This window comes from Vitreimonas sp., assembly GCF_036392335.1.
Classification (GTDB): domain Bacteria; phylum Pseudomonadota; class Alphaproteobacteria; order Caulobacterales; family Aquidulcibacteraceae; genus Vitreimonas.
This window is the reverse complement of the sequence record NZ_DASVYD010000048.1, coordinates 33,788-57,228: the sequence shown is the minus strand read 5'-3', so window position 1 is coordinate 57,228 and position 23,441 is coordinate 33,788. Positions and strand designations below refer to the sequence as shown.

The window sequence follows — 23,441 nt, the reverse complement described above, 5'->3', positions numbered from 1 at the left end:
AACGGCTCGCGGCACGAATGCATTTCCAATAGCGGGGGCTCGGAAGTGTTCGTGTTTGAGCCGCTCTCCGATCTCGATCGCAGGCCGGGCGAAGGTGATCCGGAATTCGTGCGGGGGAGCGCGCAGCCCGCGGCGCAGAATTGCCGCAGCGCCGAGCCTGCGGTTTCGCGTTCTGGCGAGCAATGGGGCTGGTTGGTCAGGCGCGCCTGTTAGAGGCGGCGGGCCCCTCAGTTCAGCAGCGTTTGCAGCCATTCCATGGCGTTGTTGAGCACGGCCACACTGACGCGCGCGCCGACATAAACGGATAATACCGACGCGAGCGCGGCGGGGATCGTCAGCAGCATCAAGATGCCGTCGCGCTGTAACAGTGCGAGCGCTGTCATCGCCACGGTCATCCCCGGCGGCCAATTCGCGAACGGGATCGGCAGGATCAGAATGAAGGCCATGAGCGCGGTCTGAAGGCCGATCAGGATGGTGGTGGGAAAGCGCGTCAGCACCGACCAACGCGGTTTGATGAGATACTCGATGCGCTTCAGCGGCGGCGTGGCGACGCGCAGCGTCTTGCGCAGCGCCTCGCAATCGACGCGCCAGTCGCGCATGCGCTTGGGGATCCAAAGTCGGTGCGAGCCCAGCACGAGTTGTAGCGCCGGGGCCATCATCAGAACGCCGAAAATGGTGGAGATGCCTGGAATGTTGGGGATGCACATCGGCAGCGCCAGAACGAGCAGCAACACCCCATGTGCGCGCGAATCGAGCCGGTCGATCAACTCGCCAACGCTCACGCTTTCACCAGGAAACGCCTCGACCAGATCGTCCAGAAGGGCGGAGGCCGCGCCAGAATTGGCGGCCGAGGAGGCGGCGGGAGGATTCATTTGGGCTGAATGCAGCGTGACATGGGGCGCCGGCGGGATTTTGACTAGGTGGTTGCGACGTTCAGACCTCATCAACCATACCAGCGTAGCTGCATAAGCTTATGCGTACGCGCCAGCCTATCGCTGTGCTCGGGCTTGCCCTGGCGGTCGGGAGTTGCTCCGGCGCGTCCAGACCCGAGGAATTGTCCGGCCTGTGGAGCGCGGGTCCCGCCGCCTGTGAAGCGGGTGTGGGTGTCCGTTTCGAGGCCGATGCGATCGAAGTGGTCTATGAGCGGCAATCGGAAACGCTGTTCGCCAATCCGCGCTATGAGCTGGAACGCGGCGGCGACAATTTTCGCATTCGCATCATCTATGATCTGCCCCGCGTAACGGGGGGCGCACGCAGCATCGGCGCGCATGGCGTGATCGTGCTGACCCGCGGCAGTGACGGGCGCATCCAGCCGGAGATGCATAATCTGGTCGACGGGCGCACGGGCGCAACGCGCACGCGCATCGTCGATGATCCGGCGGTGACGGCGCTTTCGCTGCAGCCCTGCGGCGATCATCCCTGGCGGGAAGGCCTGCGCGGCCGTCTTTCGACGTAGAAAAGCCGCCGACTTTCGCCGGCGGCTCTCCACATTTGCGGTGTACGAACGCTTAGTTCGCGGCTTGCTGCGTGATCGGCGCTTCGTCGCCGTTGCAGCGCGCCAGCTCGTCGGCGCTCAGTTCGCCGCCTTCCGGGCCGTAAGCGACGACGCGGGCGCCGGCCTCACGGACGAATTGGCGGCAGGCGCGGACGCTGGCGGCATGCTGCGCGCGGGCGCGGCAGGTGTCGCCTTCGCAGGTCCAGATCGTGTTTTGCGTGATGTATTGCGTGCGTTCGGCGACGGGCTGGTCGAGCTTCACGGTGAAGACGCCGGCGTCGCGGGCGTAAGCCGCGCCAACGAGCGCGGTCGAGGCGAGCGCCGCCACAACGACGGATTTGATGATGTTCATGAGCGATTACCCCTGGTGATCGCGCTTCTTGGGGAGGAGCGCGGGGCGACCATGCAGGCTCCTCTCCGCGCTGACAAGGGAAAATTGAAGAAAACGGATATTATTCACCGGATAGTGATTACCGCCTTGTCATGCAGCACGGGCGGCTCGCCGGTATGGTTAAAAAAGCCCAACCGCACGCCAGCAGAGTGCGCTACTAAAGCGGTGCGGCGGCGCGCTCGGGACGGCGCGCACTGGGACAAGCGGAGGGGATCGAGCCATGACGTTGTACAAGTTCGGCGTGGGCGTCGTGCTCGCGGTGGCGATGACGGGCGTGCTGACCATGAGCGCACTCGTGTTCAGTTCGCGCGATTTCCAATTCGGCGTGGCGCAGATTTCACCCTCGACCAACGGCCTCATTTCTTTCGCGCAACTTGAGGAGGTCGATCGCCAAGTTCGCGAGATCGAGGCCGACTCCGCAGGGCCGCGCGGCGAGCAATTGCAGATCGAACAACAGATCGCGACTCTCGACGCGGAGACGCAGTCCGCGGAAGCCAACGCCAACGATGCGCGCGCGGCAATGGTTGGCGCAATCGCGGATATTGAAACACGCGCGAATGTCGAAACAGCGGAAAGCGCCGCCGCCGATCTGAGCGCGCAAGGCTTGGCGCAACGGATCAATACGCTGGCGGCCCGTCCCGGCCTGCCGCCCGCGGATCAGCAAGGCGTCGCGCAATTACAGGCCCAAGTGCAGCAGCTCGCGGCCCAGGAGGAGAATCTCGATGATCGCGGCGCTGAACGCGCCGCTTTGGTCGCGCGCCAGAGGCTGGTCGCCGGTCAAGTCGCGGAAGCCAATCGTCGCGTTTTCGCGCTGCAGCAGACGGTCGTGCCGGATTACGAGCACTTCACGCGCGTGCGCGGCGAGGCGCATGCGCTGGCGGCGATGAGCCCGCTGGGGATCAGCGCGTTCCTGGCGCAAGGTCACCCGGCGCTGCTCTCCACGGTTTTGGTGCTGCTGATGGGCGCGCTCGGTTCGCTCCTCTATCTTTTCCCCGCCTATCTCAACCGGCCCCAACCGGTGACGATGGCGGAGATCGTGGTGCGTTTGATCTTCGGCATGTGCGCGGCGCTTGCGTTCTACGTGTTGGCCAACGCGGCGATCGCGGGGTTCTCGATCGCATCCAGCGTGCAGCAGGCGACGACATCGTCGGCGCTCAATCCGTTCACGGTGTCGCTGGTGGGCATTGTCGCGGGCGTGCTTTCCGAAGACATCGCTAAATGGATTCAAGATCGCGGTCGGGGGATCTTCACCCAAGGCGGCGGGCCCGCGGCAGGCGCGGCCGGGGCCTCCGCCGCCGCGTCGTCGGGAACGGGCGATGACGGCCCGCCAGGCGGCGGTCTGGTCAACAACCAAGCGATTTCCTGATCGTTCAGGCGCGTCAGCACAGCGCGGGGTCGGCTCTTTCGCAGGCGCGAACGGGCGTCTAGGGTGCGCGTTGAAAAGTCTTCAGGGAGAACGCCATGGGTCGCGCAGTCATCGTTTCTTATGCTCGTACGGGTCTCGCCAAATCTGGCCGGGGCGGCTTCAACGATACGCACGGCGCGACCATGACGGGCCACGCGATCAAGCACGCGGTGGCGCGCTCGAAGCTTGATCCCGCGGAGATCGAAGACGTCGTGATCGGTTGCGGCGCGCCGGAAGGCGCCACCGGCACCAATATCGCGCGCCTGTCGCTGATCCGCGCCGGTCTGCCGGTGACGACCTCGGGCGCCACGATCAACCGCTTCTGCTCGTCCGGTCTGCAAGCGATTGCGCAGGCGTCGCACTACATCATGAACGAAGGCGCGAAGGCAGCTGTCGGCGGCGGCGTTGAATCGATCTCGCTCGTGCAGATGAGCGGGCAGGCGAACCGCTATCGCGTCACCGAAGAAGAGCTGATGAAAACGAAGCCCGAGCTTTGGATGGCGATGATCGAAACCGCCGACATCGTCGCCAAGCGGTACAATGTCAGCCGCGAGTACCAGGATGAGTATTCGCTGCGCTCGCAGCAGCGCATCGCGGCGGCGCAAAAGGCCGGCTTGTTCGACGATGAAATCGTGCCGATGGCGACGAAAATGAAGGTCGTCAACAAGGAGACGAAGGAAGAGAGCCTCGTCGATTACACAGTCACGAAGGACGAGTGCAATCGCGCCGATACGACGCTTGATGGCTTGGCGTCGCTGCAGCCGGTGCGCGGGCCCGGCAATTTCGTCACCGCCGGCAATGCGAGCCAGCTTTCCGACGGCGCGGCGGCTGTCGTACTGATGGACGAAAAGGAAGCCGAAAAGCGCGGGCTTGAGCCGCTCGGTCTGTTCAAGGGTTTTGCGGTGGCGGGTTGTGAGCCGGACGAAATGGGCATCGGCCCAGTGTTCGCCGTGCCGCGCCTGCTGGAACGCCAGGGCCTCAAGGTCGATGACATCGACCTTTGGGAGCTCAACGAAGCGTTCGCGTCGCAATGCCTCTATTCGCGCGATCGCCTCGGCATCGATCCGGAGAAGTACAACGTCAACGGCGGCTCGATCGCCATCGGCCACCCGTTCGGCATGACCGGCGCGCGTCTCGTCGGCCACGTGCTGATGGAAGGCCGCCGCCGCAAGGCCAAGCACGCGGTGGTGACGATGTGCATCGGCGGCGGCATGGGCGCTGCTGGTTTGTTCGAGGTGTTCAACTAACATTTCGGGTTGGGGGCGTTGATGCAGCGGATTTTCCTTGCGGGATTTGTGGCGCTTGGTTTGGCGCTGGCCGCGTGCGGTCAGCAACAGCAAGCGCCCGCGCCGGGCGAGGAAAATCCGGCTGCGTCCGCGCCCACGCTCAACGTCAATATCGGTCCAGACGGCGCGGGGGGCATAACGTCCGCGCTGTCGATGGATCTGGAAAGTGTGCGTGCCGCGGCGCCGCTTTACGATGTGGCGCTGGTTGAGGATCAAGTCGAAGGCCAACCTTTCGTGGCGATCACGTTGTCGTCGGGCGGGCAGGAAGTTTTCCGCGCGTTGCCGACCTCCGACGGCCGCCACATCCATGCGATCGTGACCCGGTCGACGCAGGCCAAGAGCCCGACGCAGGAGAGCGTGGGTGCGGCGCGCTTTGCCGTGGCGCCGCCGGAGCAAGTGGAATTCTGCTTGTCCGAATTCGTTGACGGCGCGGCCGGCTTCGCCTGCTCGACGGCGGCGGATGGGACGTTCTGGCGTGTCTATAAGCTCCCTGATGGCTATGATGGACCAAGCGATCCGTTCGACGCGATCGACCCGGACGTGCTGCACGACGCGACTTTGAGCGAAATGCGTTGGATCGCGCCGCGCGTTTAAGCTGGAATTTTGTGCACGCTTGAAGCGGCGGCGAGGCGCGCTCCGCTTGCATCAATTAATTCCGCTTCCATGAACAGCAGTGTCCGCGTTTGGCGGGCGACGCGCGCTCGGACTTCACCAGCGACGGGTGCGGCGACCAGAGACAGCTCCATGCTCACCAGCGACGCAGCCGGGTTCGCGGCCTTCGCGGCCGCGCTCAGCGCTTCGGCGAATTGGGCGGCGATCTGCGCTTCGCTCATGTCGCGCGCTTCACCGCGGCCATGATGCGCTCGTGCGCGACTTCGACGGCGGCCCATTCGCCGACGCTGGCGGTTTTACCGGGTTCGAGGTCTTTGTAGTGCGTGAAGAAGTGGCCGATCTGGGCGACCAGAAGCGGCGGGAGGTCTTCGTGGGTTTTGACGTTGGCGTAGAAGGGGTTCAGCGCGTCGACCGGGACGGCAAGGATTTTCTCGTCTTCGCCCTTCTCATCGCTCATGAGCAGCACGCCAACGGGGCGGGCGCGGATCACGCAGCCGGCGACGACCGGCATCGGCGTGACGACCAGAATGTCGATCGGGTCGCCGTCATCGCCGAGCGTGTTGGGGATGAAGCCGTAATTGCTCGGATAGAGCATCGAGGTGTGCAGGAAGCGATCGACAAAGAGCGCGCCGGAGCGTTCGTCCAGCTCATACTTTACCGGCAGACCGCCTTGGGGAATCTCGATGAAGGCGTTGACCTCATGCGGCGGATTGCGGCCGGGGGGGATGAAACGAACGTCCATTGGCTCGGTTCTCGGTGTTCGGTTTTCGGGGATCGGGTTAGTTTGGCTGTGGCTCCTTAAGTCGCGCATATAAACGCGCAAGCATTTTTGCCACTCTCTCGGTTTTATCTAGCACGCCGGCGACCGCCTCGGGCGGTAATAGAGCGGCGTCGCGGGCGAGCAAGAGCAATGTTTCGAGCTCAGCCGCCGATCCTTTCGCGATGCTTACGAAATGGGCGTAGTCCTTTCGCGTCGCGCGCGCATGTCCTTCGGCGATGTTCGCTGCGATCGAAACCGCAGCGCGCAACATCTGACCCGTGAGCCGGAATTCCTCTTGTTTGGGCATCTGGTTGGCGACGGCGTACACCTCCCGCGCCAATTCCATCGACACCTTCCAAACATCCAAGTCGCGATGACTCTGCATCCCGAACCCCGATAACCGATCCCCGAAAACCGAGCTTCACATCTTCTTCTTCAGCGGCGCCAGGTCGGCGAACTTGGGCGCCCGTTTTTGCGCTTTGGCGGCGAAGGCTTCCATCATGTGCGGGGGGGCGAACATGCCGGCTTGCCAAGTGGCGATGTAATCGAGGCCGTCGGCGATGGAATGGTCGCGCGCGTAATTGATCATGCGCTTGGAGCCGGCGACGGCGACCGGCGCCTTGCTCGCGATTTCAGCGGCTAAGTCCATCACGTGCGCGAGCATCGCTTCCTGCGTGGGGAAGGTCTCGTTGACGAGGCCGATTTCCTTCGCGCGTTGCGCGGGCAAGCGGCGGCCGGCGTAAGCGAGTTCACGCACCCAGCCTTCGGGGATCAGTTTGCACAGGCGCGGGAAGGTGCCGACGTCGGCGGTCATGCCGATATTGATTTCTTGGATTTGGAAGAAGGCGTCGTCGGTGGCGTAACGGATGTCGCAGGCGGAGACGAAATCGACGCCGCCGCCGATGCAGCCGCCTTGGATCGCCACCAGCACCGGCATGCGCGCATTGTCCAAGCAATTGAAGCTGCCCTGCAGCGTCAGAACGAATTGGCGGAAGGCTTCGGCGCGCGAATATTCGTCGGCGCCGCTGGCGTTCACGCCTTCGCCGTCGGTGAAGACGGAGAGATCCATGCCGGCGGTGAAATGCTTGCCGGTGGAGGAAATGACAATGACGCGCGCTTTGGCGTGATCGTCGATGTCATGCACAAGCGCCGGCAATTCGTTCCAGAACGCGCGCGGCATGGAATTCATCGCCTCGGGCCGGTTGAGCACGATGTGGGCGATATTGTTTTCGATGCTGAGCTTGAAGCAGGTGGTTTCGGTCATGGCGTTTGCTCCCTGGACCTAGGTTAGCACGGGCGGTGGGTGTGTCGCGGCTGACGTTGGGGTAGGCGCTGCACCCTAATTCTCGCGGCGTGCGGCGCGAGCCACTTCCCCCGCGCGTGGGGGAAGTGGAGCAGCGTGCGATGCCACTCGCGCTTGCGCGCGGCGGAGAGCCGGGGACGCGGGTTTGCGCGTCGCGAAGAATGCGCCGTTGGTTCGGCGCGCGTGACACGGAAACCCGCGTCCCCGCAATCGTTTGAACCGCGGCTCCGCTGCAGGCGTTTTTTCACACCCGAGAGACGGATCGCCGCGCGCGTGCGGGGCATTGTGTTCGCGATGCGCCCCGGTGCGTCTTCCCACGCGTTGGGCGCGTGGGCTTCGACATGTGCGCATTGCGCCTCGACTTAGGAACGCGAGAAGCGGCTTGGCCTGCATCCCGCGCCTTCGCTTTGACGCTGCCCCCGCATATCCGGCGAACTCCACGCGTTCGCGCATTCGGACACCCGCCCTTAGTCCTGACGGGAGGCGGAGAAACGCACATGTTTCACGCTCGATTGCCGCGCCGCGACATTGAAGCGAACAGGGATCCAACTGCTCTCCGATCGCGGCGGTGATGGGAGTGTAGGCGGTGGTGTGGAAGGGGCGGATAGATTTTTGTGCGCCGCTTTGTTTTCAAGGGTTTGGGCGCGAAAGAGCATGGAGAGATTGAGGGGCGGTGGGTCTTCCCAGACTGAGGAGTAAGCTGTCGTAACCCTGCGTCCTGAGCCGCTTCACTGCGCGCGCTGATCGTCCGCCGCGAACGCCCAGGTGGGCGCGAAGCGCATGGCGTCGGATCCATTCATGCGATCGCTTCGTTCTCATGGAGAAGACGTTTAATGCGCGGATGCAGAAACCAGATTCCGACAGGCAAAAGCAAAATGAGTTGCATTGTGTCGCCTGTGGTTTTGGTGTTTGCGATCCAGGGCTTCCCCGTTTCCGCTTTGAGAAATGCATCGGCCGCGACCCAGAAGGACGCGAGCATTCCGAAGCCGAAGGTCAACGAAGCGAAAGCGAACGCATACGTTTTGACGTTGTGCGCTGGTTCAAAATCAGCGGGTGCTTCCAGAAACACACTGCCCACACTGCCCAAGAGCACTGATCCAAATACAAACTGTGCAAATAGGGGATAGCGTTTTTGCGGTGGCGGTTTGGTGCGCGCGCGCGAAGCGATGTAGAGGCTCAACGTCCAGCCGAAAAGCACAACTAGAAAAGCTAGATGTGGCACTACGTGGAAATGCGTCGCAAAGACAACGCCGAGGGTTCCAAGATATGCGGATGTCACAATCGCAGGCGGTAGTGCTGCGATCCGGCTAAACGCGTTCAAGCGAACACGACGCCCGTCAGCACGGCCGCGTAATGCACGCCGGCGGCGGCCATGACGAAGCCGTGCCAGATGGCGCGGCGGAAGGGGAGGTTTTCCCAGACGTAGAAGGGAATGCCGATCGTGTAGAGCAGACCGCCGATGGCGAGCAGGATGATGCCGGCGAGCGGCACGCCTTCAACCATTGGCCCCATCGCCGCGACGACGAGCCAGCCCATCAGCACATAGAAGGCGATCCAAATTTTCTTGCCGATGCTCGGCAGGAAGAGTTTGCCCGCGGCGCCGATGAGCGCGAGCGCCCAGATGATCGTCGTCATCGAGATCGCCCAGGCGCCGTCGAAACGGAGCGTGGTGAAGGGCGTGTAGGTGCCGGCGATCATCAGGAAGATGGCGGCGTGGTCGAAGCGGCGCAGCAGCGATTTGCGCTTATGGTTCTCGGCCAGATTATAGGCCATCGAGCAGCCGATCATGGTGATGACGCAGATCGCGTAGACGCCCACGGCCGCGGCCATGCCGAGCCCGCCTTGCCAGATGGCGAGGCCAAGAGCCGCGAAGACGGCAATAGTGAAAACGCCAAGCGCCACGCCATGCACCCACCCGTCGACGAGTTTTTCCAGGCGCGTGGGATAATGGAGCTTGGGGAGAAAATCGGAGAGCGTCATCACCATTACAATGGCGGTTTCGCGCCGATTTGTCAGCCGCGTGGCGGTCACAGATGGCGACCAAATGTGACGTAGGTCAGAACCAGCGCCGCCATTTGGCGATGCCAAAGAGCACGGCAGGGGCCGCGATCATGAGCGCAAAGCCCACCCAGGGGCCCCAATCGTGGCGGAACCAGGTCATGGCGTCGAAATTCATGCCGAAGATCGAGGCGATCAGCGTGGGCGGCACGAACGCGATGGTGGCCAGCGAAAGCGCCTTCAGCACATTGGTTTGCGCCGCGTTGATGAGGCCCAGCATGGCGTCCTGCAGATAGGAGAGGCGCGGCTGCATGGCTTCGGCGATGCGTTCGAGTTCACCGACATCGCGGGCGAGCGCGGAGAGGCGTTGGTCCTTCAGATCATATTTGCCCTTGCTGGCGCGGGCGTAGACCAGCAGGCGCTGCAGGCTGGTGAGCGAGTCATGCGCCAAGGACGCGAGCGCGCTGATCTTGCCGAGTTCGCGCAGCGCGGTGCGCAGATCGGGTGACTCGGCTTCGCTGAACACCTGCGCCGAGAGCGTGTTGGCGTCGCGCGTGGCTTCGGCGAGCAGGTCGGCCAGACGCTCGGCGGCGCCTTCGATCAGGGCGAGCAGGACATCGGCGCCGGTCTGGGCTGATTCCAAACGCGCGGAGGCGCGGCCTTGGCCGATTTCGAAGGCGCGCGGGCGCACTTGGCGCACGGTGACGAGTTTGCCCTGGGCGAGAATGAAGGTGACGGCGCCGGACACGAACGGGCCGTCGTCGCGGCGGCCGAGCAACGTGGCGGTGAGGTGGAGCGCGTCGCCCTCTTCGTAATAGCGCGCGGATTCTTCGAACGCGGCGCGTTCGGCGGGCGTGGGCACGTCGATGCCCAAGGTTTCTTCGACGTCGGCCTCTTCGGCGTCGGTCGGCGATTCAAGATCGTACCAAAGGGCGGTGGGAGCCTCGCACGCGACCTCCGAACCGCCGCGAGCGAAAACGCGGAGCATGGTGGAGCGTTAGCGTGGTTCGGGCCAACGCTCCACCCCGTGTTTACTCGTCCTTCTGCGTCGTGCCGCGGGCCATGACGAAGCGAACGTTCATCAGCGTCGACACGTCGGCCAAGGGATCGCCGTCGACGGCGATGATGTCGGCGGCGAGGCCGGGGATGATGCGGCCGGTCTCGGTGTTGAGCTGCAGGTGATCGGCGGCGTTGATGGTGGCGGTCTGGATGGCTTGCAGCGGCGTGAAGCCGGCTTCGACCAGGAGCTGGAATTCGCGCGCGTTCATGCCGTGCGGCGAGACGCCAGTGTCGGTGCCGAAGGCGATGCGCACATTATTCTGCCGGGCGAAGCGGCCCATATTGGCCATGTCGCGGCTGACTTGGCGGGCTTTGTCGGTTTGCGCGGGCGTGAGCACGCCGCCGCGCTCGGCCAATTGGCCGACCCACCAGCCGGCCATCAGCGTGGGCACTTGGTAGCGATTGCCTTGGCGCAACAGGCTGACGGACTCGCGATTGATGTAGCTGCCATGTTCGATGGAATCGACGCCGGCGCGGAGCGCTGCGTTGATGCCATCGACGCCGTGCGCGTGCGCGGTGACGCGGCGGCCCATGGCGTGCGCGGCTTCCACGATGGCGGAGAGTTCGTTGTCGGTCAGTTGTTGGCCGACGCCGGCCGCGGTGTTGGAGAGCACGCCGCCGGTGGCGGTGATCTTGATCACGTCGGCGCCGGCTTGGATTTGGCGGCGGACGGCGCGGCGGCAAGCGTCGGCGCCGGAGCAGGCGGTTTCGCTGCGCAGCACGTCGAGCACGTGTGGCGAGAAGCCGTTGGCGTCGCCGTGACCGCCGTCGGGCGTGATGGCGGAGCCTGAGGCGATGATGCGGGGCCCAGGGATGCGATTTTCGCGGATGGCGCGGCGCAGGGCGAAGATTGCGTCGTTGCTGGCGCCGAGGTCGGCGACGGTGGTGAAGCCGGCGAGCAAATTCTTGCGTGCGTTCTCGGCGCCGCGCAGCGCGCCGTCGGCGGCGGTGAGTGTGACTTCCTCGATAAGCTGGTTGGGACCGAGTTCGCTGGTGAGGTGGACGTGGCTGTCGATCAGGCCGGGCAGCACGAAGCGATGGCGCTGATCGATGATGGCGGCGCCAGTTGGCGTGACGTAGCCGGGCTCAACGCCAATGATGCGGCCGTCGGCGTTGATCAGGATGGATTGCTCGCTGGCGACGCGGCCGTTGCTGGGATCAGCGAGCAGGCGGCCGGCGTGGATCACGGTGGCGGCTTGCGGGGCGGTTTGTGCGAAGCTCGAGCCGGTGACGAGTGCGAGCGCGCTGAGTGCGCCGGCAATGAATTTTCCGCGTTGCAGCATGCATTCCCCCGTGATGTGCAAGATTGATCCGACGCCACGGTCAGCGCGTCAACAGCCTACACCTGCTCACCAATACATGGCGAAGAGCACGGCGATGAAGATGGCGATGATGGCGGCGACGATGCCGACAGCGATGGCGGGGCCGCGATCGGACATCTGCATTGCGGGCTTTTGCTCTGGTACGCGGGCGCCGGATTGCAGGATGGCTTGGTACATCGCTTCTTGCGAGGCGTAGATTCGATTGGCCCCGAACCAGCCGATGGCGCCGAAGGCGGGCACGGCCAACGCAAGCATGCGCAGATGTTCGCCGATCGCGCCAAAAAGTTGACCGCCGACATCGTAAGAATGCACGCTCGATGGCGCGCCGGGGGACATGAGCAGCGTGAACAGCAGCCCGCCGAGCGCGCCGATGGCCGCGCCGCGCAGGCCGATCGCGGTTTGGCCGGGTTTGCGCCGCCGCGACCAAACCCAGAGGAAAAGATCGCGCTGGCGTTCGTTCATTTGAGGCCCGCGCGCTCGGCGAACATATAGGCGGTGTCCGACAGCGGCCCGATGCGCTTGATCATTTCCACCGCGTGCGCGCTCGCGGCCGTGCCGTCGCGGACGCGCCCGGCGATGCCTTGTAGAATGCAGGCGAGGCGGAAGGCATTGTAGGCGAAGTACCAATCGACTTGATCGATCGTGTCGCGGCCGGTTTCGGCGCTGTATTGCTTCACGACTTCTTCGATCGTCGGAATGCCAAGCGCGGCGACGTCTCGCCCGCCGAGACCGGCGCGGCCGTCGCTCGGCATCACCCAATTCATCAGATAATACGTGAAATCGCCGAGCGGATCGCCGAGCGTGGAGAGCTCCCAATCGAGCACGGCGATCACGCGCGGTTCCGTCGCGTGCAGCACCATGTTGTCGAGGCGATAATCGCCGTGCACGATGCTGGTGCGTTCGCCAGGTGGAATGGTTTCAGGCAACCATTCGATCAGGCGATTCATCTTCGGAATGGTGTCGGTCTCGCTGAGTTTGTACTGCTTCGACCAGCGATCGATCTGACGTGCGAAATAATTGCCGGGCTTGCCGAAATCGCTGAGGCCGACTTGGGCGATATCTGTGGTGTGCAATTTCGCGAGCGTTGAAATCTTGTTCTCGTAGATCGCGCGCCGCTCTTGCTTGGTGCAATCGGGCAGCGCGCCATCCCAGAGGATGCGGCCTTCGACCATTTCCATGACGTAGAACATGGCGCCGATGACGCTGTCGTCGGTGCAGAGTGCGTAAGGGCGCGCGACGGGGAAGCCGGTCGGATAGAGCGCGGAGATGACTTTGTACTCGCGGTCGACGGCGTGCGCGGAGGGTAGCAGTTTGCCGCCGGGCTTTTTGCGCAGCACGTATTTCTTCGTCGGTGTGACGAGCTGATAGGTCGGGTTCGACTGGCCGCCCTTGAATTGGTTGAGCGTGAGCGGGCCGGCATAGCCTTCGACGTTTTGCTTCAGCCAGGCTTCGAGCGACGCTTCATCCAAGCGATTGCGCTCTTCCACAGGCTTCACGCCGGAAAATGCATCTGTGAGGTCGGTCATCGCGCTTCCCTAAAGGCGCCCTCGCGTTCTTCGGCGCGCGGGCGAACGTACTTTAGAGCGGCGCGGGGCGGCTAGCGCAAGCGCCTACTTCGCCAGCGCGCGCCAGGCGATGTCGCGGCGGCAGAAGCCGCCGGGCCAGTCGATGCGTTGGACGCCGGCATAGGCGCTATTGACCGCCGCCTGCAGCGTGTCGCCGGTGGCGGTGACGTTCAGCACGCGCCCGCCCGCCGCGCGCAGGGTGCCGTCTTCATCTTCGCGCGTGCCGGCATGGAAGACGACGACGTCCTCAACGGTGTTGGCGCGATCGACGCCGCGGATGACGGAGCCGGTGAGCGGTTCATCGGGATAGCCTTGCGCGGCGTAGACGACGGTGACGGCTGGGCGCGTGTCCCATTCAATCGGGGGCGTTTGCGCGAGTTCACCCTTGGCGGCGGCGAGCAGCACGGGCGCGAGATCGCTCTTCATGCGGCGCATCAAGGTTTGGCATTCGGGGTCGCCGAAGCGCACATTGAACTCAATGAGCTTGGGGCCGTCGGCGCTAATCATGAGCCCCGCGAACAAGACGCCGACGAAGGGCCGGCCTTCAGCCTTCATGCCGCGCAGCGTGGGCAGAATGATCTGCGCCATGGTTTGATCGCGCACTTCGTCGGTGAAGATCGGCGCGGGCGAATAGGCGCCCATGCCGCCGGTGTTGGGGCCTTTGTCGCCGTCATAAGCGCGTTTGTGATCTTGCGCGGCGATCAGTGGGATCGCGGTTTCGCCGTCGCAGAGGGCGAAGAAGCTGGCTTCCTCGCCGGGCAGAAAATCCTCGATGACGATGCGCTGACCGGCCGTGCCGAATTTGCGCAGGAAGAGGATTTCGTTGATCGCTTCGTCGGCGGCGGCGCGGGTTTCGGCGATGACGACGCCTTTGCCTGCCGCCAAGCCATCGGCCTTGATCACGAAGGGCGGTTCGCGGTCGCCGAGATAAGCCTTGGCGCGGATGGCGTCGTCGAAGACTTTGTACTCGGCGGTCGGCACGCCGTGGCGTACGCAGAATTCCTTCATGAAGGCCTTGGAGGCCTCGAGCTCGGCGGCGGCTTTACTCGGGCCGAAGCAGGGCACGCCGAGGGTTTTGAGATGGTCGGCAAGTCCGGCCGCCGCCGCGGCTTCGGGGCCGATGACGACGAGATCGACTTGCTCGCGCGCGGCGAGCGCGGCGATCTCAGCCGCCTGCTCTACCTTAAGCGGAAAGGTGCGTCCGAGCGCCGCCAAGCCCGGATTGCCCGGCGCGGACATGATCTCCGGCGCGAGCGGACTTTGGGCGAGCTTCCAGCCCAGGGCGTGCTCGCGCCCACCGGAACCAACGATCAGAATCTTCATAGCGCCGCTTTATGGACTGGCCCGCGGCGGGTCGCAAATATGGACCGCCGACACCCTCGCCGGCCTCTTTCGGCGTGCTCAAGCATCAAGCTTTGCACGTACATCAGCCATGCCGGCGAGGCGCCGGCAGTCCATATTACGCGGCGATGTAGGCGTCCAAGGCGTTGAGGAGGCGCTTCCAGGCTTGGCTCATGCCTTCGTTCCACGCATCGCCGCACGCCTCCTCTACGGTCTTGGCGACAGTGGTGAAGAAGAGCGTGAACGTATCGCGCGGCACGTTGTAACCGTCGTGATTGCTGGCTTCAGCGTGGATCAGATTGTGGGCGTAGGCGCGGTCGCCGACGAAATCGAGAATGGCGTCGAACACGCGCGACAGCATTTCGCCGCGCACGGCGCCGTCGGTGTCCATGACGAAGAGCGGCTCAAGATCGGGGCGTTCGTGGAACAGGCGGGCATAGACAGCGCCGGTGAGATCGCCGCCACGCTCGGAGGCGATCTCCAGGCTTTGCGTGATGAGGGCCCCGTCTTCAGAGTTCACCGCGCGTCACCGCTTCGAAGAGGCGCTCGATGTCGATGATAAGCTCATCGAGCCGTTTGTGGTTGCGACCGTATAAGCAAGGCCCGGTGAAGTCGCCCACGTACACGACGAGAGCATAGGCCCCGGTTGGGTCGTTCTCTGGGCGCCATCCGAGATCGAGCATCCGATTACGCCGCGTATGGTTCGCTTGCAGCAGATTGCCCTTTAAGTCTCCCGCGCGAAACGCGTTGTAACTGATCGTCCAGCCCTCGCTGACGCGAAGCGGTACGAGGGCGTCGGGATCAGTCGGCGGCATAGGGACTTTATGGATCGTTGGGCCCCGAACCGCAAATATAAGTATGTGGGATGATCCGCCAAAGCGAAGCCCGCAAGACCGCGCTCATCATTTGAAGCGCAACACCCAGGCGTGGAAGGCGACGAGGTAGGCCGCGAGATATTTCGCGGTGGTTTCGTCCGTGAGTTGGCCGGCGTCGTCGAATTTCTCGTGCGCGCGATACACCAGGATTTCGGGCTGCGGCATGCAATAGGAATTCGTGAACTCGAAGGCTTGGCGCAATTGGCTTTGGCCGCGCGCGGAGCCGGTCATGCCGGGCGATGCGCCGATGAGCCCAACGGGTTTGCCGCCGAGCGGGGCGCCGCGCGGCGGGCGCGAGGCCCAATCGATCGCATTCTTCATCACACCAGGGACACCGTGATTGTATTCCGGCGTTGCAATCAGGATGCCGTCGGCGGCGGCGATGGCTTGCTTGAACGCGGTGACGCCCGGCGGATCGCCTTGGGCTTCGACATCGCCATTGTAGAGCGGGATGTCGTCGAGATCGACGATTTCAAAGCTCATGCCCGAGGGCGCGAGCTTTTGGGCGGCGCGGATGAGGGCGCGATTGTAGGACGCTTGGCGCAGGCTGCCGGCGAAGCCGAGAACTTTGATTGGGGTCATGCGCTAGATATGGACCGCCAGCTCTCCGCCGGCAAACGCCGGCGCTGGCCGGCTGGAAGCCGGCGGTCCGATGATCGTTAGGCCGCGAGAATACGATCCACGGCGGCGGCGACGATGGGGTGATAGCCGTCGCGGGCGTGGGCATAGGTGCGCCGCGCAAGCGCTTGCCCCCATTCGCCGCGTTGCATCAGCGCGCGATAGAGCGGGCGGATGAATTTGCCGCGGCCTTGTTCGCTGAGGAAACGCTCGATGGCCGCAGACGACGGCTCGAACGAATTGGCGATCGCGAGCGACAGCCAATCGAAGCGCACTTCCATATTGCCGATGTCATCGAGGCCGAAGGCGGCTTCGAGATCGCGCAATTGCGTGGCGCTGAGTTCGCGCGGCAGCGTTTGCAGATAACGCTGGCGCTGCATCGTATTCCAATGCTCCCAGGGCGCGGCGGCGGGCGGGCCGCCGGCGATGAAGGCTTCGATGTGGCCCGGGATGTCGTTGAAACCAGTGGCGACAGGGGCTTGCGCGTTCGATGGAATGCCGGGCTCATAGGCCCATTGGTCGAGCAGCAATTGCGCTTCCAGCGCTGCGTCGCCGCGCACCACGTGCTGGCGGAAATCGGCCAGGAAGTGCTGCGTGGTCATCGGCTGGAAGGCGTAGCGATCGAAGTACGAGCGCAAATACGTGTCGAGACGCGTGCGGCCGACAATGCGTTCGATGGTGCGTAGGAAGAGCGCGCCTTTGTCGTAGGTGATGGCGCTGGAATTGTCGTTGGCGTCGACCTCGCCGACCCAGTGCAAGCGCTGTCCGTCAGGCGTGACGGTGGTGAGCGCGGTTTGAATATCGGCCCAGGCCAATGCTTCGGCCATGCGCGCGTTTTCTTCACCGAACAGGGCTTCGCCGATGCGGCCTTCGATATAGGAGGTGAAGCCTTCGTTGAGCCAGCCGTCGGCCCACACCGCGTTGGTCACGAGATTGCCCGACCAGGAATGGGCGAGTTCGTGCGCGACGAGCGACACGAGCGAGCGGTCGCCGGCGAGGAAGGTCGGCGTGAGGAAGGTGAGGCGCGGATTCTCCATGCCGCCATACGGGAAGGACGGCGGCAGGATCAGCACGTCATAACGGCCCCAACGATAGGGGCCGTAGAGCGCTTCGGCCACGTCCATCATGCGTTCCATATCGGCGCATTCGTAGGCGCCGCGCTCGACGACGCTGGGCTCCGCGTAAACGCCGGTGCGCGGGCCGGTGGCGCGATGCACGAGATCGCCGATGCCGATGGCGATGAGATAGGGCGGGATGGGTTGCGGCATGCGGAAGCGGAACGCACGCTGGCCGTCGCCCAAGGGCTCGCCCTCCGGCGTGAGCATTTCAGCGCTCATCACCACTTTCAGACCTTCGGGGGCGACGATGCGTGCGTCGTAGGTTTGGCGAATGCCGGGGCTGTCCTGCGTCGGGATCCAAGTGCGGTTGAGGATCGATTGGCCTTGGCTGAACAGGAATGGCTTGTTGCTCGCGGTTTGCGCAGGCGTCAGCCATTGCAGCGACGCGGCGTCGGGGCCGCTTTCATATTCGATCTCAACCGTGCGCGCGCCATTGAGCGCGATGGTGAGCGGCGCGCCGAGCGAGGGGCGGCTTTCACCGAGCGTGTAAGTGGTTTCCGCGCCGCCGGCGCTGACGCGATGGATAACGAGGTTCAAGCTGTCGAGCACGATCTCCCGCGCATCATCGCGCGCGGCGATCGATAGCGTAGCTTTACCGCGCATGACTTTGCGTTCGAAATCGGCCGTCAGATCGAGTGAGACATGGGTGACACGCGCGATCTCCGGGCGCGCGTGTGAGCTGGTGTCCAGCGGCAACGGCGCCAGCGGATCGCGCGCGCCGCTGGTGGCGGTAGCACAAGCCGCGAGCGCGGGAATAGCGAGAGCGGACGCGAGAAGCGTGCGACGAAGCATGAACGTCCCCCAAAGGTTTGCCGCTAAAGAGCGGGTGCGCGCTTGGGGTGCAAGGCCTTGTCTGCGAATGGGGTAGAACCGGCCCCTTAATCGTCTTTCGGCTTCATGATGCCGGAGAAAGTCACCACGGCGAGGGCGGTCAAGATCGCGCCGAGCATGGCGTAAAGCGCGTGCGCCCAGCGCCAGAGCGCCACGCCTTCGAACAGGCGCCAATCGCTGGTCTCTGACACGGCCATGCCTTGCGGCAATTCGGCGCGCGCGGTGCGGCCGGGGGCGCAGCGGCTCTCTTGGCCCAGATCGATGACGGGGAGCGCCACGTCCACGGCGTAGAGCGTGGGTTCGATGTCGCCGTTGCAGGCGCGGCCTTGCGGGGTGACCAGCGCGCCTTGCGCGTTCATGGCGAGAACCCCCGCGACGCCGATGGCGAGGAACAACGCCAGCGCCCGCACAACGCGGATCGGCGCCAAGCCGTAGCCCGCGATCACGCCGAACAGCGAGGAGAGCGCCCAGGTGAACGGCCCGGCAGATGCGGACAGCGTACGCAGATCGTGTTGGGCGAGCAGGATGCGGCGCGCCTCCTCGCGACGGCCGGCGCGCGCATAGATTTGCGCCGCGTGGGTGAAGGGTTGCGGCGAGAAGCGGTCGCCGTCGCGCTTGGAGCGCTTGAGCCAGCCCAGACGCCCTCGCCATGTCTCGTTGCTGCTGTCGATACGCTGATAGGCGAAACCATCGAGCGTGAGCATCGAGGTTTCGGCGCCCCAGCCGGCCCTCACATCGTCATCGAGCGCCGAACACGCGGCGCCGGAGGCGTCGATACGCGCGTCCTGTTGCGTCACCAACGCGCGCGCCTCGATCGGTCCGTCGATGTGCGCGTCGGCGAAGGAGAAATACGCGCCTTTCATATTGTCGGGGCCTGGGCCGCGCAGTTCGAGATTGAGCCAGGAGAGCGCGCCGTCAATGCGGGCGCGGTCGAGCTTCAATCCGCCTTCGACCACGGTTTTCTGGCCGTGCGGCGCATAGCCGTTTTCATCGATCTTCAGCGTGAGATTGCCGCCGACGCGGGCGTTCGGCGCGCGGATGGCCCAACCGCCGCCATTGATGAAGCGGCCGCCGCCGAAGGCGAGGTAGCCGTCGATGCGCGCATCGGCGAGGAAGATTTCACCCTTAATGTTGGCGCCCTGCAGCAAGGCAGCGCCGCCGACGCTGATGCTGGCGGCGTCAATGGCGCGGCCAAAGCTGTCGCCGCGCGGGGTGAGGCGATGGTTGATCTCAGCGCCGCGCGCATCGAGATTGCGGCCGACCGCGGTGTTGGCGAGAAGCACTTGGCCGGAGATTTTGGCGGTGTTGAGCGCAAGCTCGCCGCCGCAGACGGCGCTGGCGAGGTTGAGCGCGACGCCGAATTCATTGCGCAGCGAGGCATTGGTGAACTCGAACACTTGCGCCACACGCGCGCCGACGAAGCGCACTTCGCCCTCGGCCTTGAAGCCGTTGCGCATCAGCACGCTGCTGATTTCGGCGCCGTCGGCGGTGAAGGCCGCCGCGTCTCCGGCCTCGGAGCGGTTGAGCATCTGACCGCCTTCGCAGGAGAGGCCACCCATGAGGCGCGCTTGCTGCAGCCAGATGCAGCCGAAGGCTTCGAAGGCGCCGTCGAAGAACACCGTGCCGGCGACTTCGATGCCTTGCAGCATGAGCGCGTCTTCAGTGCTTTCAGTGGCGCGGGCGAATTTTGCATCACGCGCGGCCAGATCGCCGTCGATGCGCGCGCCGCGCAGCTTGACGGTCAGCGTTTCTTGACCGGGCGCCCCGAGGGGCGCGACGCCGCAGAGATCCAGTTCACCGTCGATTTGGGTTTCCACCGCGACAAGGCGGGTCAGGCGGCTGTTGAGCAGTGAGAAGCGCGCCAGGCGCGAATGGCTGAGATCGATGATGTCGGGGATTTCGCACTCGACGAGGGCGAGCGCCGGTAAGCCGGCGGCGCCGACGCCTGAACAATCAGTAAGGTCGAGCACGCCTTCGACGCGCGCGCCCTTCAGGCGCACGCCGGGCGTGCGGATGGTCCAAGTCGGGTCGACGCCCAGCATCAGCTTGCGCAGGAAGCCGGCGCGAATGATCGGTTTGGCCCCGCCGGGGCCGGCCATCGGCGTAAAATCGGCGGTTTCGCCCGCCAAGGTACGCTCCACGACGAAATGTTCGTGTGGCGACAGATCGTTCGCGTCGAACGCCATGCCCATGATCCCCCGGCCCCCCAGCCAGGGATGAATTTAAGCAAACTCCGCAAGCGGGCGCGAGTCGCCTTATATGAAACTGATGTCAGACGCCGCCGCCCCCACCCAGGCCGCCCAAGCGGGCAGCAATTTGCCCGAGCTTTCGGTCAGCGAACTGGCGCAGGCGGTAAAGCGGACGATGGAGACCAATTTCGATCGCGTGCGCGTGCGCGGCGAATTGGGCCGCGTGATGATCGCCAAGTCGGGGCATTTGTACGTCGATCTGAAAGACGAGAGCGCGACCATCTCCACGGTGATGTGGAAGGCGAACGTGCAGGCGCTGTCGTTCCGGCCGGAAGAGGGCTTGGAGGTGGTCGTCGAAGGCCGGCTTTCGACGTATCCGGGGCGGTCGCAATATCAGCTGATCGCCGATCGCATGGCGCCTGCGGGCGTTGGCGCATTGCTGGCCCAATTGGAGAAGCTGAAGGCGAAGCTGGCGGCGGAGGGTTTGTTCGCGGCGGAGCGCAAGAAACGCATCCCGTATTTGCCGCGCACAATCGGCGTGGTGACGTCGCCGACGGGCGCGGTGATCCGCGATATTCTGCATCGCTTACGCGAGCGCTTTCCGTGCCGCGTGATCCTGTGGCCGGTGCTGGTGCAGGGGCCGGAAGCGGCGGGGCAAGTGTCACGCGCGATCAAGGGCTTCAATGCGCTGCAAGGCGAGATGCGGCCGGACGTGCTGATCGTGGCGCGCGGCGGCGGCTCGATCGAGGATTTGTGGGCGTTCAATGAAGAGGTCGTGGTGCGCGCCGCCGCCGAAAGCGCGATCCCCCTGATCAGCGCGGTTGGGCACGAGACGGATACGACGCTGATCGATTTCGCATCGGATTTGCGCGCGCCGACGCCGACGGGGGCGGCGGAAAAAGCCGTGCCGGTGCGCGCGGAATTGATCGAGCGGGTGGAAATGCTGGAAGGCCGGCTGAAGGGCGGGCTGGTGCGTGGGCTGGAGAAGCGGCGCACGGAGCTGCGCGCGGCGGCGGCGAAGTTGCCGCGTCTGGAGACGCTCTTTCAAATTCCGCAGCAGCGTTACGATCGCGCGGCGGAGCGGTTGAATGCGGCTTTGGTGACGAACACGCGCGCGGCGCAATCGAAGCTGGATCGCATCGCGGCGCGGTTGCGGCCGCAAGCTTTGGCGCAGGATATTACGCGGCGGCGCGAGCGCTTGCTGCAGGCGGCGGCGCGTTTGCAGCCGGCGATGGCGCGGTCTCTGGTGACGCATCGCAAGCATTTGGAAGGGGCGGCGCGCATGCTGGAAAGCCTGTCGCATAAGAGCGTGCTGGCGCGCGGCTTCGTGATGGTGCAACGCGAGGATGGCGCGTTGGTGCGCGCGGCGAAGGATTTGAACGCCGGCGACGTTGTGCAGCTCACGTTCGCGGACGAGCAGAAGAAGGCCGTAATCGATCCGCCGACAGATGCGAGCAAGCCGCGCGGTAAGACGAAGCCGGGCGGGGATCAGGGCAGTCTGTTTTAGCTCTTGCCGGTTGCGGACGCCGCGATCGCGATGGCGTCGTCGTAGCTTTCGGCGACCTGGACGTGGCCCAGCACATGCAATTTATCGAGCGCGGCGTGCACGCCTGGGCGCAACTCACAAAACACGACCGCCACATTGTGCGAGGCGCAGCGCTTCAGGAAGCGCTCGAGCGCATTGACGCCGGAGGCGTCGGCCAGAGGCACTTCGCGGAAGCGCAGAACGAACGCCTTGGGCGGCGGGAAAGCGGCGTCGAGCGCGTCAATCAAGCGGCTGGCGGCGCCGAAGAAGAGCGGGCCGCGCAGTTCGAACATCTCCACGCCCTTAGGCAGTTCGGCGCGCGCCTCATATTCGGTGCGCGGCCGGGCGAAATCATCCTGGTCGCGTTCGATCAACGACACGCCGCGTGAGATCGCTGTCGCTTCGCTCATGCGGTGCATGAAGATGATCGCCGCCAGCACCACGCCAACCTCAATAGCGATGGTGAGATCGACGAGCACGGTGAGCAGAAAAGTGGCGAGCAGCACGACGCGGTCGCCAGCCAGGCCGAACAGCAGATGCCGGAAGCGCTCCTGTTCGCTCATGTTCCAGGCGACGATGGTGAGCACGGCGGCGAGGCTCGCCAGCGGCACATGGGCGATCAGCGGGCCGAGGCCCAGCATGAAGACGAGCACGAACGCGGCGTGGAACATGCCGGCGAACGGCGTTTGCGCGCCAGCGCGGATATTGGTGGCGGTGCGGGCGATGGCGCCGGTCGCGGAGATGCCGCCAAAGAGGGGCGCGGCCACGTTGGCGACGCCTTGGGCGACGACCTCGCAATTGGAGCGATGCCGGCGGCCGGTCATGCCGTCGGCGACCATCGCCGAAAGCAAGCTCTCCACGCCTGCGAGGAAGGCGATGGTGAGCGCCGAGGGCAACAATTGCTGCATACGCGCCAGGCTGAATTCTGGAATCTGAAAGCTGGGCAGCGCGGTGGCGGCCTCGGCGCCGAAGCGCGAACCGATCGTCTCGACCGGCAAATTGAACGCCCAGGTGAGCGCCGTGCCCGCGGCGACCCCGATCAACAGCGACGGCCAGCGCGGGAGGTAGCGCTGCAGCAATAGGATCGTCGCCACAACTCCCGCGGCCAAAGCAAAGGCAGTGAGATTGACGCTTGCGCGCGCGGCCCAGAAGGCGCCGATCTTGTCGATGAATTCGGCGGGAACCTCAGTCATCGACAGGCCGAACAAGTCTCGCAATTGGCTGGTGAAGATGATGACGGCGATGCCGGCGGTGAAGCCGGTCACGACGGGTTCGGGGATGTATTTGATCCAATCGCCGACGCGGAGAAGGCCGGCGACGATGAGGATGGCGCCGGCCATCATGGTGGCGAGCGCGAGGCCGTCATAGCCGTATTGGTGCACCACCCCGTACACGACGACGATAAAGGCGCCCGTGGGCCCGCCAATCTGGAAGCGTGCGCCGCCGAGCGCGGAGATGAGGAAGCCGCCGACCACGGCGGTGATCAGGCCTTGCGCCGGCGTCACGCCAGAAGCGATGGCAATGGCCATGGCCAGCGGCACGGCGACGATCGCCACCGTGAGGCCAGCCAGCGCATCGGCGCGCAATTTGGCCCCGGAATACCCTTCCTGGGCAATCACCGTGACGGATTTCGGGATGAAGAGGCGCCAATCGCGCCCGCGCTTGTCCGGCGCGGCGGTGTTTGTGTCGGCTGTCATGAGTCGGCGCCGATGATCCTCGCCAATGTGAACTTTGGAAAGCCCGGGGTT

General features: G+C 64.6%; 25 protein-coding genes. 6 read left to right on the top strand and 19 right to left on the bottom strand.

All coding sequences use genetic code 11. The features are described from left to right. The coding region (locus tag VF769_RS11535) for a hypothetical protein (protein ID WP_331008559.1) at nucleotides 1-213 on the top strand (213 nt) is incomplete at its 5' end. A 14-nt stretch (nucleotides 214-227) separates the two neighbouring features. Here the strand turns inward: VF769_RS11535 and VF769_RS11530 are convergent. Continuing rightward, nucleotides 228-872, bottom strand: a complete 645-nt coding sequence (locus VF769_RS11530) for an exopolysaccharide biosynthesis protein (protein WP_331008558.1) — start codon at nucleotides 870-872, stop codon at nucleotides 228-230. 227 nt (nucleotides 873-1,099) lie between these two features. Between VF769_RS11530 and VF769_RS11525 the strand changes: the two genes are divergently transcribed. Further along, the gene (locus VF769_RS11525; RefSeq protein ID WP_331008557.1) at nucleotides 1,100-1,456 is read left to right on the top strand and encodes a hypothetical protein; all 357 of its coding nucleotides are present in this window, start codon (nucleotides 1,100-1,102) and stop codon (nucleotides 1,454-1,456) included. Nucleotides 1,457-1,508: 52 nt separating this feature from the next. On the opposite strand, the gene VF769_RS11520 is transcribed toward VF769_RS11525, so the two are convergent. Next, the gene (locus VF769_RS11520; RefSeq protein ID WP_331008556.1) at nucleotides 1,509-1,847 is read right to left on the bottom strand and encodes a CC_3452 family protein; all 339 of its coding nucleotides are present in this window, start codon (nucleotides 1,845-1,847) and stop codon (nucleotides 1,509-1,511) included. A 259-nt stretch (nucleotides 1,848-2,106) separates the two neighbouring features. Between VF769_RS11520 and VF769_RS11515 the strand changes: the two genes are divergently transcribed. From VF769_RS11515 to VF769_RS11505, 3 genes are all read left to right on the top strand, one after another. Further along, nucleotides 2,107-3,252: a hypothetical protein gene (locus VF769_RS11515; protein ID WP_331008555.1), complete on the top strand. Its 1,146-nt coding sequence runs from the start codon at nucleotides 2,107-2,109 to the stop codon at nucleotides 3,250-3,252. 95 nt (nucleotides 3,253-3,347) lie between these two features. Beyond that, on the top strand, nucleotides 3,348-4,538 hold the full coding sequence (locus tag VF769_RS11510) for an acetyl-CoA C-acyltransferase (RefSeq protein ID WP_331008554.1): 1,191 nt from the start codon (nucleotides 3,348-3,350) through the stop codon (nucleotides 4,536-4,538). A gap of 21 nt (nucleotides 4,539-4,559) precedes the next feature. After that, on the top strand, nucleotides 4,560-5,171 hold the full coding sequence (locus VF769_RS11505) for a hypothetical protein (RefSeq protein WP_331008553.1): 612 nt from the start codon (nucleotides 4,560-4,562) through the stop codon (nucleotides 5,169-5,171). On the opposite strand, the gene VF769_RS11500 is transcribed toward VF769_RS11505, so the two are convergent. From VF769_RS11500 to VF769_RS11425, 16 genes are all read right to left on the bottom strand, one after another. Beyond that, complete coding sequence (locus tag VF769_RS11500; RefSeq protein ID WP_331008552.1) at nucleotides 5,168-5,410, bottom strand: hypothetical protein; 243 nt, start codon at nucleotides 5,408-5,410, stop codon at nucleotides 5,168-5,170. The two genes, VF769_RS11505 and VF769_RS11500, sit on opposite strands and share 4 nt — an antisense overlap. Further along, nucleotides 5,407-5,931: an inorganic diphosphatase gene (gene ppa, locus VF769_RS11495; RefSeq protein ID WP_331008551.1), complete on the bottom strand. Its 525-nt coding sequence runs from the start codon at nucleotides 5,929-5,931 to the stop codon at nucleotides 5,407-5,409. Before ppa ends, VF769_RS11500 begins: the two co-directional genes overlap by 4 nt. 37 nt (nucleotides 5,932-5,968) lie before the next feature. Beyond that, nucleotides 5,969-6,334, bottom strand: a complete 366-nt coding sequence (locus tag VF769_RS11490) for a four helix bundle protein (protein ID WP_331008550.1) — start codon at nucleotides 6,332-6,334, stop codon at nucleotides 5,969-5,971. Between the two features lie 36 nt (nucleotides 6,335-6,370). Beyond that, nucleotides 6,371-7,213 carry a crotonase/enoyl-CoA hydratase family protein gene (locus VF769_RS11485; protein WP_331008549.1) on the bottom strand — a complete coding sequence of 281 codons (843 nt, stop codon included), beginning with the start codon at nucleotides 7,211-7,213 and terminating at the stop codon, nucleotides 6,371-6,373. A gap of 835 nt (nucleotides 7,214-8,048) precedes the next feature. Next, the gene (locus VF769_RS11480) at nucleotides 8,049-8,432 is read right to left on the bottom strand and encodes a hypothetical protein (RefSeq protein ID WP_331008548.1); all 384 of its coding nucleotides are present in this window, start codon (nucleotides 8,430-8,432) and stop codon (nucleotides 8,049-8,051) included. A gap of 137 nt (nucleotides 8,433-8,569) precedes the next feature. Beyond that, nucleotides 8,570-9,283, bottom strand: coding sequence for a PAQR family membrane homeostasis protein TrhA (gene trhA, locus VF769_RS11475; protein WP_331008547.1), 714 nt, complete (start codon nucleotides 9,281-9,283; stop codon nucleotides 8,570-8,572). Between the two features lie 25 nt (nucleotides 9,284-9,308). After that, nucleotides 9,309-10,238 carry a CorA family divalent cation transporter gene (locus VF769_RS11470; RefSeq protein WP_331008546.1) on the bottom strand — a complete coding sequence of 310 codons (930 nt, stop codon included), beginning with the start codon at nucleotides 10,236-10,238 and terminating at the stop codon, nucleotides 9,309-9,311. Between the two features lie 43 nt (nucleotides 10,239-10,281). After that, on the bottom strand, nucleotides 10,282-11,592 hold the full coding sequence (locus tag VF769_RS11465) for an amidohydrolase family protein (RefSeq protein ID WP_331008545.1): 1,311 nt from the start codon (nucleotides 11,590-11,592) through the stop codon (nucleotides 10,282-10,284). Nucleotides 11,593-11,658: 66 nt separating this feature from the next. Next, nucleotides 11,659-12,093, bottom strand: a complete 435-nt coding sequence (locus VF769_RS11460; protein ID WP_331008544.1) for a hypothetical protein — start codon at nucleotides 12,091-12,093, stop codon at nucleotides 11,659-11,661. Next, nucleotides 12,090-13,157 (bottom strand): phosphotransferase family protein, encoded by a 1,068-nt coding sequence (locus VF769_RS11455; RefSeq protein WP_331008543.1) that lies wholly within the window; start codon nucleotides 13,155-13,157, stop codon nucleotides 12,090-12,092. Before VF769_RS11455 ends, VF769_RS11460 begins: the two co-directional genes overlap by 4 nt. Nucleotides 13,158-13,241: 84 nt before the next feature. Next, the gene (gene purD / locus VF769_RS11450; protein WP_331008542.1) at nucleotides 13,242-14,519 is read right to left on the bottom strand and encodes a phosphoribosylamine--glycine ligase; all 1,278 of its coding nucleotides are present in this window, start codon (nucleotides 14,517-14,519) and stop codon (nucleotides 13,242-13,244) included. Nucleotides 14,520-14,655: 136 nt separating this feature from the next. Continuing rightward, the gene (locus tag VF769_RS11445) at nucleotides 14,656-15,057 is read right to left on the bottom strand and encodes a globin (RefSeq protein WP_331008541.1); all 402 of its coding nucleotides are present in this window, start codon (nucleotides 15,055-15,057) and stop codon (nucleotides 14,656-14,658) included. Continuing rightward, the gene (locus VF769_RS11440; RefSeq protein ID WP_331008540.1) at nucleotides 15,047-15,352 is read right to left on the bottom strand and encodes a hypothetical protein; all 306 of its coding nucleotides are present in this window, start codon (nucleotides 15,350-15,352) and stop codon (nucleotides 15,047-15,049) included. The genes VF769_RS11445 and VF769_RS11440 overlap by 11 nt, the downstream gene beginning before the upstream one ends. 87 nt (nucleotides 15,353-15,439) lie before the next feature. Then, nucleotides 15,440-15,994: an NAD(P)H-dependent oxidoreductase gene (locus VF769_RS11435; RefSeq protein WP_331008539.1), complete on the bottom strand. Its 555-nt coding sequence runs from the start codon at nucleotides 15,992-15,994 to the stop codon at nucleotides 15,440-15,442. 77 nt (nucleotides 15,995-16,071) lie between these two features. Next, nucleotides 16,072-17,940 carry a M1 family metallopeptidase gene (locus VF769_RS11430; RefSeq protein ID WP_331008538.1) on the bottom strand — a complete coding sequence of 623 codons (1,869 nt, stop codon included), beginning with the start codon at nucleotides 17,938-17,940 and terminating at the stop codon, nucleotides 16,072-16,074. An 86-nt stretch (nucleotides 17,941-18,026) separates the two neighbouring features. Continuing rightward, nucleotides 18,027-20,165 (bottom strand): hypothetical protein, encoded by a 2,139-nt coding sequence (locus VF769_RS11425; RefSeq protein WP_331008537.1) that lies wholly within the window; start codon nucleotides 20,163-20,165, stop codon nucleotides 18,027-18,029. A 73-nt stretch (nucleotides 20,166-20,238) separates the two neighbouring features. On the opposite strand from VF769_RS11425, the gene xseA reads away from it, so the two are divergent. Then, nucleotides 20,239-21,675 carry an exodeoxyribonuclease VII large subunit gene (gene xseA, locus VF769_RS11420; RefSeq protein ID WP_331008536.1) on the top strand — a complete coding sequence of 479 codons (1,437 nt, stop codon included), beginning with the start codon at nucleotides 20,239-20,241 and terminating at the stop codon, nucleotides 21,673-21,675. On the opposite strand, the gene VF769_RS11415 is transcribed toward xseA, so the two are convergent. Next, the gene (locus tag VF769_RS11415) at nucleotides 21,672-23,390 is read right to left on the bottom strand and encodes a SulP family inorganic anion transporter (RefSeq protein ID WP_331008535.1); all 1,719 of its coding nucleotides are present in this window, start codon (nucleotides 23,388-23,390) and stop codon (nucleotides 21,672-21,674) included. The two genes, xseA and VF769_RS11415, sit on opposite strands and share 4 nt — an antisense overlap. Nucleotides 23,391-23,441: the final 51 nt, after the last annotated feature.

Coding starts and splice junctions, on each gene's coding strand:
- VF769_RS11530 (WP_331008558.1), bottom strand. CDS start 872: ATGAATCCTCCCGCCGCCTCCTCGGCCGCCAATTCTGGCGCGGCCTCC.
- VF769_RS11520 (WP_331008556.1), bottom strand. CDS start 1,847: ATGAACATCATCAAATCCGTCGTTGTGGCGGCGCTCGCCTCGACCGCG.
- VF769_RS11515 (WP_331008555.1), top strand. CDS start 2,107: ATGACGTTGTACAAGTTCGGCGTGGGCGTCGTGCTCGCGGTGGCGATG.
- VF769_RS11510 (WP_331008554.1), top strand. CDS start 3,348: ATGGGTCGCGCAGTCATCGTTTCTTATGCTCGTACGGGTCTCGCCAAA.
- VF769_RS11505 (WP_331008553.1), top strand. CDS start 4,560: ATGCAGCGGATTTTCCTTGCGGGATTTGTGGCGCTTGGTTTGGCGCTG.
- VF769_RS11500 (WP_331008552.1), bottom strand. CDS start 5,410: ATGAGCGAAGCGCAGATCGCCGCCCAATTCGCCGAAGCGCTGAGCGCG.
- ppa (WP_331008551.1), bottom strand. CDS start 5,931: ATGGACGTTCGTTTCATCCCCCCCGGCCGCAATCCGCCGCATGAGGTC.
- VF769_RS11490 (WP_331008550.1), bottom strand. CDS start 6,334: ATGCAGAGTCATCGCGACTTGGATGTTTGGAAGGTGTCGATGGAATTG.
- VF769_RS11485 (WP_331008549.1), bottom strand. CDS start 7,213: ATGACCGAAACCACCTGCTTCAAGCTCAGCATCGAAAACAATATCGCC.
- VF769_RS11470 (WP_331008546.1), bottom strand. CDS start 10,238: ATGCTCCGCGTTTTCGCTCGCGGCGGTTCGGAGGTCGCGTGCGAGGCT.
- VF769_RS11465 (WP_331008545.1), bottom strand. CDS start 11,592: ATGCTGCAACGCGGAAAATTCATTGCCGGCGCACTCAGCGCGCTCGCA.
- VF769_RS11460 (WP_331008544.1), bottom strand. CDS start 12,093: ATGAACGAACGCCAGCGCGATCTTTTCCTCTGGGTTTGGTCGCGGCGG.
- VF769_RS11455 (WP_331008543.1), bottom strand. CDS start 13,157: ATGACCGACCTCACAGATGCATTTTCCGGCGTGAAGCCTGTGGAAGAG.
- purD (WP_331008542.1), bottom strand. CDS start 14,519: ATGAAGATTCTGATCGTTGGTTCCGGTGGGCGCGAGCACGCCCTGGGC.
- VF769_RS11440 (WP_331008540.1), bottom strand. CDS start 15,352: ATGCCGCCGACTGATCCCGACGCCCTCGTACCGCTTCGCGTCAGCGAG.
- VF769_RS11435 (WP_331008539.1), bottom strand. CDS start 15,994: ATGACCCCAATCAAAGTTCTCGGCTTCGCCGGCAGCCTGCGCCAAGCG.
- VF769_RS11430 (WP_331008538.1), bottom strand. CDS start 17,940: ATGCTTCGTCGCACGCTTCTCGCGTCCGCTCTCGCTATTCCCGCGCTC.
- VF769_RS11425 (WP_331008537.1), bottom strand. CDS start 20,165: ATGGCGTTCGACGCGAACGATCTGTCGCCACACGAACATTTCGTCGTG.
- xseA (WP_331008536.1), top strand. CDS start 20,239: ATGAAACTGATGTCAGACGCCGCCGCCCCCACCCAGGCCGCCCAAGCG.
- VF769_RS11415 (WP_331008535.1), bottom strand. CDS start 23,390: ATGACAGCCGACACAAACACCGCCGCGCCGGACAAGCGCGGGCGCGAT.